11 protein-coding genes are annotated in these 15805 nt (G+C 71.4%); 2 read left to right on the top strand and 9 right to left on the bottom strand.

All coding sequences use genetic code 11. From position 1 onward, the window contains the following. Positions 1–139: 139 nt before the first annotated feature. Complete coding sequence (locus AC3CF1_RS19785) at positions 140–721, bottom strand: YceI family protein (protein WP_088950838.1); 582 nt, start codon at positions 719–721, stop codon at positions 140–142. A gap of 99 nt (positions 722–820) precedes the next feature. Between AC3CF1_RS19785 and AC3CF1_RS19780 the strand changes: the two genes are divergently transcribed. Then, positions 821–1327, top strand: coding sequence for a MarR family winged helix-turn-helix transcriptional regulator (locus AC3CF1_RS19780; protein WP_099849546.1), 507 nt, complete (start codon positions 821–823; stop codon positions 1325–1327). Between the two features lie 252 nt (positions 1328–1579). On the opposite strand, the gene AC3CF1_RS19775 is transcribed toward AC3CF1_RS19780, so the two are convergent. From AC3CF1_RS19775 to AC3CF1_RS19765, 3 genes are all read right to left on the bottom strand, one after another. Continuing rightward, positions 1580–4237, bottom strand: a complete 2658-nt coding sequence (locus AC3CF1_RS19775) for an ATP-binding protein (RefSeq protein WP_488451007.1) — start codon at positions 4235–4237, stop codon at positions 1580–1582. Positions 4238–4361: 124 nt separating this feature from the next. Further along, positions 4362–5510 carry an acyl-CoA dehydrogenase family protein gene (locus AC3CF1_RS19770; RefSeq protein WP_488451006.1) on the bottom strand — a complete coding sequence of 383 codons (1149 nt, stop codon included), beginning with the start codon at positions 5508–5510 and terminating at the stop codon, positions 4362–4364. A gap of 78 nt (positions 5511–5588) precedes the next feature. Continuing rightward, a complete protein-coding gene (locus AC3CF1_RS19765; protein WP_488451005.1) occupies positions 5589–7121 on the bottom strand; it encodes an acyl-CoA carboxylase subunit beta in 1533 nt (510 codons plus the stop codon). A gap of 166 nt (positions 7122–7287) precedes the next feature. On the opposite strand from AC3CF1_RS19765, the gene AC3CF1_RS19760 reads away from it, so the two are divergent. After that, on the top strand, positions 7288–7848 hold the full coding sequence (locus AC3CF1_RS19760; protein WP_088950833.1) for a snapalysin family zinc-dependent metalloprotease: 561 nt from the start codon (positions 7288–7290) through the stop codon (positions 7846–7848). Positions 7849–7911: 63 nt separating this feature from the next. On the opposite strand, the gene AC3CF1_RS19755 is transcribed toward AC3CF1_RS19760, so the two are convergent. The 5 genes from AC3CF1_RS19755 to AC3CF1_RS19735 form a co-directional block, all read right to left on the bottom strand. Further along, on the bottom strand, positions 7912–8823 hold the full coding sequence (locus tag AC3CF1_RS19755; protein WP_488452108.1) for a hydroxymethylglutaryl-CoA lyase: 912 nt from the start codon (positions 8821–8823) through the stop codon (positions 7912–7914). Between the two features lie 182 nt (positions 8824–9005). Next, positions 9006–10343 (bottom strand): acetyl-CoA carboxylase biotin carboxylase subunit, encoded by a 1338-nt coding sequence (locus AC3CF1_RS19750; protein ID WP_488451004.1) that lies wholly within the window; start codon positions 10341–10343, stop codon positions 9006–9008. Between the two features lie 92 nt (positions 10344–10435). After that, complete coding sequence (locus AC3CF1_RS19745) at positions 10436–11035, bottom strand: TetR/AcrR family transcriptional regulator (RefSeq protein ID WP_088950830.1); 600 nt, start codon at positions 11033–11035, stop codon at positions 10436–10438. A 73-nt stretch (positions 11036–11108) separates the two neighbouring features. Next, complete coding sequence (locus AC3CF1_RS19740; protein WP_488451003.1) at positions 11109–14000, bottom strand: hypothetical protein; 2892 nt, start codon at positions 13998–14000, stop codon at positions 11109–11111. 2 nt (positions 14001–14002) lie between these two features. Next, positions 14003–15790, bottom strand: a complete 1788-nt coding sequence (locus AC3CF1_RS19735) for an HSP90 family protein (protein ID WP_488451002.1) — start codon at positions 15788–15790, stop codon at positions 14003–14005. Positions 15791–15805: the final 15 nt, after the last annotated feature.

The following is a 15805-nucleotide window of genomic DNA, read 5'->3' as shown; positions in this document are numbered from 1 at the left end:
CCCGCCGCCAGCCGCCAGGACCCGATGGCGGTGAGAACAACTCGTGACAATTACCACGACCTCGGCATCGGATGTCAGAGACGACGCAGGGCCCGCGCCGACGTGCGGCGCGGGCCCTGCGTGGTTGATCCGGGAGGGATCAGGCCTGACGGACGGCCTCGCCCTCGATCTCAATCTTGATCTTGCGGCTGACCAGCACGCCCCCGGTCTCCAGGGCGACGTTCCAGGTCAGGCCGAACTCCTCGCGGTCGATCTCGGTGCTCGCCGAGAAACCGAAGATGTCCTGGCCGAAGGGGCTGCGGCCGACACCCTCGAACTCCACCTCCAGCTCGACCGGGCGGGTGACGTCCTTGATGCTCAGCTCACCGGTGAGCACGAACTCGTTGCCACGACGGGACTTGACCCCGGTGCTGCGGAACTCGAGCGTCGGGAACTTCTCCGAGTCCAGGAACTCGGGGCTGCGCAGGTGTGCGTCCCGGTCGGCCTGCGTGGTGTCGATGCTGGCCGCCTGAATGGTCGCGACGACCGACGACTGCAGCGGGTCCTCGGCGATGGTGATGGTGGCGGTCGCCTCGTTGAACTCACCGCGAACCTTGCTCACCATCATGTGCCGGGCAACGAAGCCAACCCGCTTGTGCGCCACGTCCAGCGCGTAGGTGCCGGCCGCCGGGATGGTGAGGCCGTCCCAGTCGCGGGTAACCGCATCGATGCTGCTGGTCATGCTGCTGTCCTCCAGGAGATTGTTTAGTAGCCCAACGACTGCCTGAGCAACTATAACCACTGCAATATTCCCCGTGTCAAGTACTGCTACGATGAACCGGTGACCAACGTCTTCGACGATCCCCGGATCACCGCCGTCGGCCTGCTCTTCGAGGCACACGCCGGGCTCTCAGCCCGGTTCAACGCCCAACTCGAAGAGCACGGCCTCTCCGCGGTCGAGTTCGAGGTCATCACCCGTCTGGCCCGCTCACCGGGCAACCAGCTACGCATGACCGACCTCGCCGCGCAGACCTCCCTGTCGACCAGCGGAGTAACCCGGGTGGTGGACCGGATGGAACGTGACGGGTTGCTCACCCGGCGCGCCTGTCCGAGCGACCGGCGCAGCTCGTATGCGGTGGTCACCGCCGCCGGGATGCAGCGACTGAACGAGACGCTGCCCGGGCATCTGCAGATGATCGAGCAGTGGTTCACCGGCCAACTCGACCCCGAGGCACTGGCGGCCCTTCTCGACGGGCTGCGCCGGGTCCGCGACGCCGCGCATCCGTGCGCCACCGCCGGCAGCGACGACACCAGCTTCGAGCAGCAGACCGACGCCGCCCGGTCCTGAGCACACGCGAGGGTGGGCGGGGTGACAGCACCGGCAGAAAGACCGGCAGAACTGGCTGAGCCAAGCTGGATGATCCGGGCGAAGCCGGCTTTCTGCCGTCGCAGCGGTGGCAGGCTTCGAGCACCGGGGATCACCGGGGGGTGACGGCGCGGGCGATCAGCGAGGGGTAGCACCAAGGGGGCTCTTCGCCCGCGCCACTCTCTCACCCCCGGTCGTCCTCGGGCGCGCCCGAGGCTGCCGACACGGTCCGGGTTACTGGGCCGCCGGCCCTTCCCGAGCGGTGGTCAACGCGTAGAGCAGTCCCGTCTCCTGCGGCAGCAGCTGGATGCCGCTCTCCTGGCAGGCCCGGGCGAGCCGGTCGAGCACTGCCGGGTCGGCAGTGCTCGCGGCCAGCCCCACCAGCGCTTCCACCACGTCCCGGCGATCCCGGCCCGCCTCATCGGCGGCGGCGGCGAACCACTCGGCAGCCAACTCCCGGTCACCCCGGTGCAGCGCGAGATTCCCCTCGATCAGCGCGCAGAGCCCGGCGTCCGGTCCACCCCAGGGCAGTGCCGCGTCACCGGAGCGCGGTCGCGGCAGGACCCGCCCCGACCCGGCCGCCGCAGCCTCGGTCACCCCGGTACGCAGCTCGGTGAGCACCTCGGTCGCCTCGGCAGCACGCCCGTCCTGGGCGAGCGACAACCCGACCGTTCCCAGCACCCGGCGGCGGTGCCCGGGATCGCCCAGCTCGGAGAACCCCGCCATCGCCCGCCGACCATGGTCGACGGCGTCCGCGTACCAGCCCTCCAGGCGGGCGACCTCGGCGCGATTGGCCCAGGCCAGCACCCGCAGCCGCTGTTCCCCACTCTCGGCGGCGAGCCGGTCCACCGCGGCGAGCCGGCGTCGGGCCGCAGGCAGGTCACCGACCCGGATCTCGTGCCAGGCCAGGCTGTTCTGGGCCACCGCCAGGTCGCGGGTCCGCCCATTGCGGGCGGCCAGCCGCAGCACCACCTCGGCCTGCTCGCGAGACTCGTCGTGCCGGCCGACGGAGATCAACAGGGTGCCGAGCACGGTGCGAGCCTGCAACTCCCCGGTGACGTCGCCGGCCTCCAGGAAGGTGTCCAACGCCGCGCGCGCCGTCGGCAGTTCCTCGGCGCTCGCGCCGTGCTCGGCCGCGAGCCGGGCAACCCCGAGCGCGGCCCAGCCACGCAGGACCGGATCGGCGTCGGCGGTACGCGGGTCGGCCAGCAGCCGGTGCAGCCACTGTCGTCCGACGACGTCGCGCCCACGGAACCGCCACCAGCGGGTCAGACAGGCCGCCAGTCGCAGCGCGGTCAACGGGTCGTCGGTGGCCGCGTGGGACAGCGACGAGCTGATGTCACTGCTCATCTCGTCCAGCCGGTGCACCGCGTCGGACATTCGTGGGCCGATCAGGTCGATCGCGGTCCGTGCCACCAACCGCGCGATCACCTCCGCGTGCCGCCGCCGGATGCAGGTCAGCTCACCCTCGCCGGCCGCCTGCTCCACGGCATAGTCACGGACAGCGTCGAGCAGCCGGAACCGGAACGGCCCGGTGCCGCGTACGCCCAGCAGCCCCAGCTCGACGAGCCGGTCCAACAGCGGAACAGGATCGATCGCCACCGTGCCGTCCCGGTCGGCCTCGTCGGCGAGCATCTCCTCGGCCAACTCCACCGACCAGCGGTTGCCGAACACGGCGAGCTGCCGCAGCGCCGCCCGCTCGTCCGGCGCCAGCAGTCGGTAGCTCGTCGCCACCGCGTCGCGCAGGGTGACCGTGGCCACCGCCGGGGTGGTCTCCGGGCGGCGCGACCCCGCGGTGAACGCGTCCAACGCGTCCCAACCGGGGTGGACGGGGGGATCGGCGGGAGTGGCGAGGTCGAGCACCCGGTCGCCGTAACGGTCGAGGAGCTCGGTGAGGTCGAGGAGCCGGCCCCGGGCGGCCATCAGCTCGATGGCCAGCGGCAGCCCGTCCAGGCGACGAACCAGCGCGGCAAGGGCTGGCAGCTCGTCGGGTGTGGGTGTCTCCCGGCGGACCTGAGCGAGCCGGGCGGTGAACAACGCGACCGCCGGCCACGATTCGAGCGTGGCCAGCCCGGAGCGTTCGGCGTCCGGTGGCGGCACGTCGAGCGGGGAGACCGGCCAGACCCGCTCGCCGGGTAGGCCAACCGGGTGCCGTCCGGTGACCAGCACCCGCAGCGAGGGCAGGGCCGCGAGCAGCCGGTGCAGCGTCGCGGCCACCGGCCCCGGGGCGCGTTCCACCGCGTCCATCACCAGCAGCGCCGGCTGCCCGGCGAGCCGGGCCACCAGGTCCGGTAGCCGTGCCGCGCCGAGCATCGACATCGAGGCGGCGAGCACGTCCGGCCCGTCCGAGCCCTCGCCGATCAGCACCCCGGTCACGCCGGCCGGGTGGGCCGAGGCCACCACGTGCGCCATCGACGTCGCCAGGGCGGTCTTGCCGACCCCGGCCAACCCGACCAGGCTTACCAGCCGGGGCCCGCGCTCCGCCGTCAGCATTCCGGTCAGCTCGGTGATGTCGGGGTCCCGGCCGATCAGCGTCACCGGTGGTGGGAGGTTGACCGGCCGGTCGGCGGACGTGGCTCTGCCGCTGACCGCGAGCGCCGGCGAGGTGGTGTCCGGGCGGACCAGCTCACCGGCGGAGCCGCGGGCCGCGGCCAGGAACGCCGCCCGGCCGGTGTCGGTCAACGCCAGCGCCGTGGCGAGCAGGTCCACTGTGGTGCGCTGCGGCCGGACCGCCCGACCGCGCTCCAGGTCACGCACCGTCCGCACACCCACCCCGGCCCGGGACGCCAGCTCGGCCTGGGTCAGGCCGGCGGCGCGTCGATGCTCGCGGAGCAGCTCCGACAGGGCGGTACGACCAGCCGGGCTCCGCGACCGATCATGATCCGGAGTCATGGGCACGAAGAGTACGGATCGACTCCGACGCTCGGCAGTCGAACGTCGGGCTATTGACGCCCACCCGCCGAAACCCGACAGCCGTACTGGCGGCCCACCCGGTGCGGGTGTCCGACTGGATCTCTCAGAGGCCCAGATCGCGGGCGATGATCATGCGCTGCACCTCACTGGTGCCCTCACCGATCTCCAGGATCTTGGAGTCCCGCCAGAACCGGGCCACCGGGTACTCGTTCATGAAGCCGTACCCGCCATGAATCTGGGTGGCCTCCCGGGCGTTGTCCACGGCGATCGTGCTGGCGTGCAGCTTGGCGATGGCGGCCTGCCGCTTGAACGGCTCGCCGGCCAGCATCCGGGCGGCGGCGTCGTAGTAGGCCAACCGGGCGGTGTGCGCCTTCAGCTCCATGTCGGCGATCTTGAACTGGATCGCCTGGTTGGCGCCGATCGGCCGGCCGAAGGCGTGCCGCTCCTTCGCGTACTTGATCGACTCGTCGACGCAGCCCTGGGCGAGGCCGACGGCCAGCGCGGCGATGGCGATCCGGCCCTCGTCGAGGATTTGCAGGAACTGGGCGAAACCCCGGCCGCGTGCACCGAGCAGGTTGGCAGCCGGCACGCGACAGTCGTCGAAGGTCAGCTCGTGGGTGTCCGAGGCGGTCCATCCCACCTTGGAGTAGCCCGGCGCCACTGTGAACCCGGGCGTGCCGGTCGGCACGATGATGGTCGACAGTTCCTTGGAACCGTCCGGGTTCGTGCCGGTCACCGCGGTGACTGTCACCATGGCCGTGATGTCGGTGCCCGAGTTGGTGATGAACGCCTTCGAGCCGTTGATCACCCACTCGTCGCCGTCCAGCACCGCCCGCGTCTGGGTGCCGGCGGCGTCGGAGCCGGTGCCCGGCTCGGTGAGACCGAAACCGGCCAGCGCCTCGCCGCTGAGCAGCTTGGGCAGCCAGGTCGCCTTCTGCTCCTCGGTGCCGAAGCGGTAGATCGGCATCGCGCCCAATGACACCGCCGCCTCCAGCGTGATGGCCACGCTGGAGTCGACCCGGGCGATCTCCTCCAGAGCCAGGCAGAGGGCGAAGTAGTCGCCGCCCATGCCGCCGTGCTCCTCGCCGAAGGGCAGGCCGAAGAGGCCCATCTTGCCCATCTGCCGGATCACCTCGTACGGGAAGGTGTGCTGCTCGTAGTGCTCGGCGATGACCGGGGCGACCACCTCGCGCGCGAAGTCCCGCACGCTGTCCCGCAGCGCCGTTTGTTCGTCGGTGAGCCGGAAGTCCATCTCATCCTCCTGTAAGGACGGTCCCACCCGGCGCTCGTGACGCCGGGGCGGGTCGCTGTGGGGTGCCCGGATCGAGGATCAGACCGGGGTGACGCCGTGCCGACGGCGGGAGAAGTGCCGGTCCTTCGTACGCGCCGCCGCGAACCGACGGACCAGCTCGGTGCGCAGGTCCTGCGGCTCGACGATGGCGTCCACCACCAGCTCACTGGCGAGGCGGACGACGTCGATGTCCTGCTCGTACTCGGCCCGCTTCGCGGCGACGAAGGCGGCCCGCTCGTTCTCGTCCGCGATGGCGGCGATCTTGTTGGCGTAGACCGCGTTCACGGCGGCCTCGGCCCCCATCACCGCGATCTTCGCGGTCGGCAGCGCGATCGTGGCGTCCGGCTCGAACCCGGGACCGGCCATCGCGTAGAGGCCGGCGCCGTACGCCTTGCGGACCACCACGCAGATCTTCGGCACCGTCGCCTCGGAGATCGCAGTGATCATCTTCGCGCCGTGCCGGATGATGCCCTGCTTCTCCACCACGCTGCCGACCATGAAGCCGGGTACGTCGCTGAGGAACAGCAGCGGCACGTTGAACGCGTCGCAGAGCTGCACGAACCGGGTCGCCTTGTCGGCCGAGTCGACGAAGAGCACGCCGCCCTTGAACATCGAGTTGTTGCCGATGACACCGACGACCTGGCCGTCGAGTCGGCCGAAGCCGATGGTCAGCTCCTTGGCCCAGAGGGCCTGGATCTCGAAGAAGGAACCCTCGTCGAGCAGACCCTTGACGTAGCGCCGCATGTCGAACGCCTGCCGCTCGCTGGCCGGCACGAGCGCGGCAAGGTCGGCCTTGGCCGGGGCGGCGACGGCAGGGGCGCTCGGCGGCGCCTGCGTCCAGTTCGCCGGGAGGTACGACAGGTAGGTCTTCACCACGTCGAGCGCGTCGGCCTCGGTCTTGCAGAGGAAGTGCCCGACGCCGGATTCGGCGGTGTGCACCTTGGCCCCGCCCATTGCCTCCAGGGTGGTCTTCTCGCCGGTGACCATCTCGACCATCCGGTCCGAGCCCAGATACATGCTCGCGTTGCCGTCGACCAGGGCGACCACGTCGCAGAACGCCGGAATGTACGCCCCTCCGGCAGCGCTCGGGCCGAACAGCGCGCACACCTGCGGGATCGAGCCGGAGGCGCGCACCTGGTTCCAGAAGATCTTGCCGGCGCCACGGCGGCCGGGGAACAGGTCGACCTGGTCGGTGATCCGGGCGCCGGCCGAGTCGACCAGGTAGACCATCGGCACACCGGCGCCGTACGCCCGCTCGATGATCCGAATGATCTTCTCGACGGTGCGGGCGCCCCAGCTGCCGGCCTTTACGGTGGAGTCGTTGGCCATCAGGCAGACCTGTCGGCCGTCGATCGTGGCGGTGCCGGTGACCACCCCGTCGGCGGGCAGCCCCTCGGCCATCGTGTTGGCATAGAGGCCGTCCTCGACGAAGGAGCCCTCGTCGACCAGGAGCGCGACCCGCTCTCGCGCGAACAGCTTGCCCTTGGCCGCGTTGGCCGCGTGGTACTTGTCCGCGCCGCCGGACCGGGCCCGCTTGCGCAGCTGCTCCAGTGCCTCACCGTCGAGCGTCACGCCGACTCCCTCGCCATAACGACCTGAACGATCGTTAGGCTAGCGCATCGGCACGACCGTCGGCGACCCACTGGCGAATCAGACGGCGAAGCTTGACGCAAGACATTGAAATATATGAATGCTTGTCGCTAGGCTCCTGACACCCCCTCCCAGATCGGAGTCAGCGATGACCTCACGACTCAATCGGCTCGCGGTCGCGTTCCTCGCGACGGCACTCGCCACCCTCGGCGTCACGGTCGCCAACCCGTCGCCCGCGTCCGCCGCCATGACCATCTGCTACAACACCAGCCAGGCGGGCAGCTACGCCAGCGTCGCCAACCAGGCCGCATCGATCTGGAACAACGCCACAGTGAACCTGACCCTCTCGGCGAACTGCGGCTCCAACCTCCGGATCTACCGGATCACCGGCGGCGGCTCGTACGCCCAGCGGACCAGCCTCGGCAACGGCCGGGTCTACATCGACACCCAGCAGGCCGCCCAGTACAGCGTGCTGCGGATCATGACCCACGAGATCGGGCACATCCTCGGCCTGCCGGACAACTACAACGGGAACTGCGCGCTGCTGATGTCCGGCGGCAGCGCCGGCACCAGCTGCACCAACGCCTACCCCAGCTCCGCCGAGGCGAGCCGGGTGAGCAACCTCTTCGCCGGCACGTTCAGCGCCACCGACCGCAGCGCGGACATCTTCCGCGACAGCTGGCCGAGCGCACTCACCTCCGTGAGCTGATCGACCTGGCACGTGGAAGGGGCCGGCGCACGTGCGCCGGCCCCTTCGTCGCGTCCGAACCGCTCAGCTCGGCATCGGCGTCAGTCGGGTACGCGGGCCCGCCCGCAGCACGCCGGACGGAAGCTTCTTGCCGAGCAACTCCTCGGCCAGCTCCGCCGCCTCGATCAGGGCCGGCAGGTCGATGCCCGTGTCGATGCCCATGTCGTGCAGCATGTGCACGGCCTCCTCGGTGGCCAGGTTGCCGCTCGCCCCCGGCGCGTACGGGCAGCCGCCCAGGCCACCGACGCTGGCGTCGAACTCGGTCACCCCCAGCTCCAGCGCGGTCAACAGGTTGGCCAGCGCCGTACCCCGGGTGTTGTGGAAGTGCAGCAGCACCGGCACGTGCGCGTTGCGGTCGCGTACCGCGGTCAGCAGCTCGCGGACCCGGCGTGGGGTGCCCATGCCGGTGGTGTCGCCGAAAGCGACCCGGTCCGCGCCGTCGCGGACCACCCGGTCGACGATGCCGGCCACCCGCGCCGGGTCGATGTCACCCTCGTACGGGCAGCCGAAGCTGGTCGCCACGATCACCTCGACCTGCGCGGACGCGCCGTGCAACAGGTCGATCAGCTCGGCGATGTCGTCCAGCGACTCGTCGGTCGACCGGTTGACGTTGCGCCGGTTGTGCGTGTCGCTGGCGGAGACCACCACTTCGATCTCGGTGAAGCCGGCGGCGAGGGCCCGCTGAGCGCCCCGGGTGTTCGGCACCAGCGCCGAATACCGCACCCCGTCGGCCTTGACCGCCCGCTGCCACACCTCGTCGGCGTCGGCCATCTGCGGGATCGCCCTGGGGTGCACGAACGACACGGCCTCGATCCGACGTACGCCGGTGCCGGAGAGGGCGTCGAGCAGCCGCACCTTGGCGTCGGTCGGGATCGGGTCCTCGTTCTGCAACCCGTCCCGCGGCCCGACCTCACGGATGGAGACGGAATCTGGCAGTTGACTCATCGGTCACCTCGCTGTGACGTCGGATCGGGACAGCATGTCGGCCCCTTTGCTCTGCTGACCTATGTGCGACGGCTACTGTCCGTCATCCGGACAACCGCTGTCGCCTATAGGTAAGCAGAGCAAAGGGCGAACGAACCAGTCCTGCCTCCCCGCAGGGGCGACGGCCTGGCCGGTCAGCGCATTCGGGAGACGATGCCCGTGTCGTAGGCGCCGGAGAGGAACTCTTCGTTGGTCAGGAGCTCGGCGAAGAAGGGGACGTTGTTCTTCGGGCCCTCGATCTGGAAGGCGGCGACCGCTGCCTTCGCCCGCTCCAGCACCTCGTCACGGGTGGCGCCGCTGATGATGAGCTTGGCCAGCAGGCTGTCGTAGAACGGCGTGACCGTGTTGCCCTCGGTGTAACCGGAGTCGACCCGCACACCCTCGCCGGTGGGCTCCACCCAGGTCCTGATCACGCCGGGGCCGGGCAGGAAGCGCTTCGGGTCCTCGGCGTTGATCCGCAGCTCGATGGCGTGACCGCTCGGCGCCAACGCGTCCGGGTCGAAGGTCGGCGCCAGCCCGGACGCCACCCGCAACTGCTCCTCGACCAGGTCGACGCCGTAGACGTACTCGGTCACCGGGTGCTCCACCTGAAGGCGCGTGTTCATCTCCAGGAAGAAGAACTCGTTCGTCTCCGGATCGAGCAAACACTCCACGGTGCCCGCGTTGCGGTAGCTGACCGCCTCACCCGCGCGCACCGCCGCCGCCAGGAGGCGAGATCGCAGCTCCGGCGACACGGCCGGGGACGGCGACTCCTCGACCAGCTTCTGGTTGCGTCGCTGCACCGAGCACTCCCGCTCGCCGAGCGCCACCACCCGGCCGTCGGCCAGGCCGAGAATCTGCACCTCGACGTGCCGCACCCGGGGGAAGTACCGCTCGATCAGCACCGAGCCGTCGCCGAACATGCGCTCGGCGAACGCGCGCACCTTGTCGTACTCGGTGCGCAGCGCGGCCTCGTCGACGGCGACGCCCATGCCCATGCCGCCGCCGCCGGCCGCGGCCTTGACCATCACCGGGTAGCCGATCCCGGCGGCGGCGGTCACCGCCGCGTCCAGGTCGGCGGCCGGGTCGGCGGTGCCGGGCGCGACGGGAACGCCGGCGGCCGCCATCAGGTTCCGGGCATTGATCTTGTCGCCCATCGCGGTGATCGCGTCCGCGTCGGGCCCGACCCAGATCAGGCCGCTCGACTCGACGGTACGGGCGAACTCGGCGTTCTCCGACAGGAAGCCGTAACCGGGGTGGATGGCCTGCGCACCTGTCGCCTTCGCGGCGGCGAGGATCGCCTCGGCGTTGCGGTAGCTCTGCGCCGGGTTCGGCGGGCCAATGAGAACGGCCTCGTCCGCCTCGGCCACGAACGGGAGGTCGGCATCGGCCTCCGAGTACACAGCGATCGCGCGGATGCCGAGCCGCTTGGCGGTCCGGATGATCCGGCGGGCGATCTCGCCCCGATTGGCGACCAGCAGTGACTCGATCATGTTTCCTCCCGGCGTCCGGATGGTGGGACGGTAGTCAGGGAATCATGACCGACGGGCTTCTGACGAGTCGGGTTCAGGCGAGCGAGTCGGGCTCAGGCGAGCAGTGCGGCCAGGGTCGCGCCGCGCAGCAGCTCGGCACGGCGTCGGCGGTCCACCTCGCCACCAAGGAACGGGGTCGAGTTCATCAGACCGAACGCGGCGTGCGCGAGCACCCGAGCCTCACCGTCGGGCATGCCCGGGTGCAGCGCGGTGAGCACTGTCACCCACTCCTCGACGTAGAGCCGTTGCAGGCGACGGATCTGCCGTCGCGGCTCCTCCGGCAGGCGATCCAACTCGTGCAGGTGCAACGCGATCACCGCCGGATTGGCCAGCGCGAACTCGACGTGGAAGTCGATCAGCGACTCCAGCACACCGCGCGGGTCGTCCGGGCGGCCGGCGGCACGTTCCCGCCCACCGGCCAGCAACCCGTCGCTGACCGGGATCAGCGCGGCGGCCAGCATGGCCTCCTTGCCGGCGAAGTGGTGGTAGAGCGCCGGACCCGTGACCCCCGCCGCCGCACCGATGTCGTCCATCGACACACCGTGGTAGCCACGGGCGGCGAACAGACCGACCGCGATCTCCAGGATCTCGTCCTTGCGGGACCTGCGCCGGCCCGCGCCCGCCGCACCCCGTGCCTGCTGCTCCACCGTCACCGGGCAAGCGTAGACCGCGACCTGACCACGGGGGGCCGCTGGTTCCCCAGCGATTGGGCACACCTCGGCGCGCTCAGTCGTCGTCCGGATCGAGGTCGTGCTCCGTCCGCAGCGCGGCGGCCTCGGCGGGCCGGTCCAGCAGATCCAGGGCACGGGCCAGCAGCCAGGCAGTCTGGCGGACCGGCCGCGAGTCGGCCGGCAGCCCACCGAGGACACGCCGCAGCAGCGGCTCCGCCTCGGCCGGCCGGTCCAGTCGAAGCAGCAGCTCGCCGGTGAGACCCTCCACCTGGGCGGCCTCACCGAATGCCTCGATCGACCGCAGCTGGTCGGGCACCCCGGTGAGTCGCGCCAGCGCCTCGTCCAGCCGACCGTCGGCCGTCAGCACCCGCGCCCCGGCCTCGGCCGCCATCGCCAGCTCGTACGTCACCGGTGGCTCGGCCTGTCCGGCCAGCGTCGCCGCCAACTCGTCCGCCTGCTCGACGGCACGGATCGCCGCCAGCCGGTCGTCGGCCCAGAACCAGGCGTACGCCTCGCGCCGACGCGCCCGCAGCTCGTCCAGCGGCATGCCGCCGAGCCGGTACGCCGTGGCGGCTGCGGCGAACCGCTCTGCACCGGCCGCGTCCCGGTCCGCGTCGTAGAGGATGTCGCCGGCCTCCTCCAGCACCTGCGCCCGATACGGGAGGTTGTCCGGACCATTCAGGTTGTCGGCCAACTGCTCCAGCAGGGTCAGCGCCGGGTCGATCTCGCCGAGACCGGCGTACACGCCGGCCAGCAGGTGCCGGCAACGGTCCGCCTCGGCCTGGGCGCCAAGCCGGTCGAGACCGAGGACGGCCTCCTCGGCGACCTCGGCCGCCTCGCCGAGCCGACCCACCATCCGGTACGCGTTCGCCAGCTCCCACCGCAGGAACGCGTCTCCCTCGGCACCCCGCTCCACGCAGAGCGTCACGGCCTCGACGAGGTCGTCCACCGCGTCGGCGGCCCGGCCTGCGGCGAGCAACGCGCGGGCACGGGCGACGCGAACCGGCAACTCCGCGTCCCCAGGTGCAAACGGCAGCGCCTCGTCGCAGGCGGCCACCGCCTCGGCCGGGTCGTCCACCGTTCGGGCGTACGCCAGGCAGGCCGCCGTGACCAGCTCACCGACGCCCAGTTCACGGCCGATCCGACGGGACTCGTCGGCGGCGGCGCGTGCCTCCTCGACACGGTCCGCCTGCTCCAGCAGGTGCGCCCGGTGCAGTGCGACCCGGGCCGCCAGGTATGGATCGCCACCCGCGTCGGGCGGCACCCGGTCCAGCGCCGCGAGCGCGTCGGCCCAGCGTTCCCGGTGTAGCAGCGCCAACGCCACCCGGTCGTGGGCGGCGGCCCGCTGCCGGGCGTCGCCGTCCCGGTCCAGCACCTCGGCTGCGTTCTGGACCAACGCCAACCCCTCGTCGGCGTCGTCGTCGGACCGGGTCAGCAGCACGCCGAGCCGCCCGGCGATCACCTGGGCGGACAACTCCTCGCCCCCCGTCCGGTACGCCTCCAGTGCCGCTCGGCTCATCTCGATCGCGCCCGGGATGTCGTCCTCGTCGCCGCGCTCGGCCGCCCGCAACGCCAACCGGTGGGCGAGCGTACGCGGGGGCAGGTCGGCCGAACCGAACCGCTCGTCGTAGGCGGCCAGCACCGCTCGGAACGTGGCCGGGTCGTGCCGACCCCAGCTCTGCTCGGCGAGGTTCAGCAGCTCGTCCGGCCCGGCGTCGGCGGGCACCGGCACGGCGGTCGCCACGGCCATGCCGGAGCGCACCACGTCGCCGGTCGCCGCAGAGGCCCTGCTCGTGGGAGTGGTCGGCTCGCCCTCGGTCGGGCGTGGCGGGCGACGGCGGACGCTCGCGGACAGCGGCAGGTGCTCGCCGCGCGGCCGCACAGCGAGCCGGCGGGCGATCCACTCCGACTGGTGGGTGGTGCCGTTGCGGGCGTCGAAGCGCTCCGCCAGCCCGGTCGCGGTCCGTGTCAGCTCGTCGGCGAGCACCAACGCCGACACCTCGCCGGCCGGTCGGCCCTCGGCGGCCCGGCGGTACAGGGTTGCCTCACCGCTCTGACCGGCCTGGCGCAGCGCTGCGGCGGCCGTCGCAGCGAAGTGCATCGCGGCGGCCGGCGACGGTGCCCGGTCCAGCCAGTCCAGGTGCCGTTCGACCAACTCCACCGCCCGCGCCTCGTTCCCGGTCAACGTGCAGAACTCGACGTGGTCGCCGATGTCCCACAGGTCGGCGAGGTTGCCACGCAACCGGCGGTACGCCTCCCGGTGCGCGTCCCGCGCCGATTCGGTCCGCCCGGTCCGCAGGTACGGCAGGAGCAGCGCGGTGAGGATCGCCTGCGGCTGCTCGTTGCAGGTGAGCCGGCCGGCGAGCACCGGCTCGGACAACGCCACCGCCTCCGCGTCCCGCCCGGTCTCGGCGAGGTAGTTCACCTGGCTCGTCGGGTCACAGCCGGCGCAGTCGGAGAGGGCGTCGCGCGGGGTGGTCTGCCAGAGCCGGTACCAGTGCGCGGCCGCCTCGGCGTCGCCCACGTGGTTGGCGACCCGGAACCGATGCTTGTGGACGGTCTGCAGGCTGTGCCCACCGGCCCGGTAGCGGCGTTCCATGTCGTCCAACACGGCGTACGTGCGGTCGAGTGGCACCTCTGGGAAGTTCAGCAGGCCGTTGACCATGTACTTGAAGTGCCAGAGCAGGTTGTGCAGGTGCCGCTGGTGGTAGGGCTGCGGATCCTGGTCGAACTCGGACAGGCACCAGGAGAAGGTCACGAAGGACTTCGCCGGCTCGCCGCCGTAGATGTAGCCGGTGGTGGCCTGCATCCGGGTGACGAAGGCAAGGTGTCGGTCGTCGGTTGCGTCGACCCGACGCAACAGCTGCTCCAGCGCGGCGATCTGCCCCGCCCCGTACGGCATGTCGGCGATGCCGCGCAGCACCCGCCACAGATCCTCGTCGCTCACGTTCACTCCTGTCCCGGCACGGCCCGGCCGAGCAGGCCGAGGAAGGAATCGTTCAGCAGGGCCACGTCGGCCGCGCGGATCGGATGGTGCCCGAGCAGCAGCGCCTGCCCGTAGAGCGCCTCGACGGCGAGCCCCACCAGCTCCGGGTCGGCCAGCGCGGTGACGCGGCGGACCAGCGGGTTGCGGTGGTTGAGCACCAACTGCGGGCGGTCCGGTGGTGCGGTGGAGGCGAGCGCGTCGAGGACCCCGCCCCACAGTTCGTCGGCCCGGTCCCGGCTGGCCGCGAGCTGGTCGTTGAACGCCGCCGACCTGCTGACCAGGTAGAGCGCGGGCAGGGACACCGGGTCGTACGCCCGGATCGCCACCTCGCAACCGGAACGTTCGACGGCCCGCTGCGCGGCGGTGAGGAACGGCCGCAGCGCCAGCTCCACGTGCGGGTCGAGGCTGTCGAAGCGGGTCGTGAGATCGCTCGGTTCCAGACGCTCGATCAGCACCGAGCGGTCCACCGCCGGCAGCCGCTCGATCAGCTCGGTGTCGTACGTGTAGCCGCCGTTGACCACCGCCAGATCCTGTGCGGCAGCCACCGCGGCGAGCTGGCGGAACTCGTCCAGGCTCGCCGCGTAGCGGAGCACGCCGTAGCGCTCCCGGAACTCGGCGAGGGTGAGCGTGCCGACGTTGGTGTCCATCGGCCACCACCGGTCGACCAGCTGGAGCATCTCGTCGTCGTGCAGCGCCAGCGCCTTCACACCCAGGTGGTGCACCTGGAGGAACTCGGCCAGCCGGTGCGGGTCGTGTCGCGCCAGCCGGACCAGCCAGCCGCGTATCTGGTCGCCGAGCGCCTCCCGGGTCGCGGTCAGCAGGGTGTCCTCGTAGAGGGCTTCCCGGCTGGCGGTGGGGCGCAGCTCGGTGGCGTCCACGACGCAGTGCGCGAAGAACGCCCAGTCCGGCAGCAACCCGTCAGCGTGCTCGGTGAGCAGCATCCGCTTGAGGTAGACCCGGTGCCCCGCACGGGCTGCCGGGTTCACCGGGGTGGGCAGGATGACGGCGACACCGGTCAACCCGGCTTCCGGCACGGTCAACGGCAGCACGTCGAACGGGTCGACGCCGAGCGTCTCCCGGGCGTACGCGATCAGCGCGGCCCGGTCGACCGGCGCGCCCGGCGCGGTCGGCCACGGCGGCTCACCGGTGGTGGTGACCACGTCGCCGACCCGGACGGTGACCGGCAGCAGCGAACCGAAGAGGCGGGCCAGGTCGGTGACGGTCGGTGTGGTGAACCACTGGTCGGCGTCGCGGCGGGGCACCAGCGTGACGGTGGTGCCTGGTTCGGCGCGGGCGGCCTCCGGTGGTGCCAGGCTCACCGCGTACCGGCCGTCGGCGTAGCCGGTCCAGCGGACCGTGGGGTGTTCGCCGTTGCGGGTGAGCACCTGGATCTCGTCGGCGACCAGGAAGCAGGAGAGCAGGCCGATGCCGAACTGGCCGAGGAACTCGTGCCGGGAGAAGCCGAGATCGTCCCTCTTGGAGCTGCGACCGATGGTGGCCAGCAGCTCATGCACCTGCGCCTCGGTCAGGCCGATCCCGGTGTCGTGCACCCGCAGCGTGCCGTCGCCGGTGATCTCGGGAGTTTCGATGCGGACCAGGGCTGGCGCGTCCGGCTCGGTCGAGCGTCGCGCGGTGATCGCGTCCACCGCGTTCTGCAGCAGCTCTCGGACGTAGACCCGCGGGCTGCCGTAGAGGTGATGGCTGAGCAGGTCGACCACGCCACGAAGGTCGACCTGGAAGGTGTGATCCACGCGTGTCTTCTCCCC

This window comes from Micromonospora sp. MGP-C2, assembly GCF_057766525.1.
This window is presented reverse-complemented; position numbering and strand designations above follow the sequence as displayed.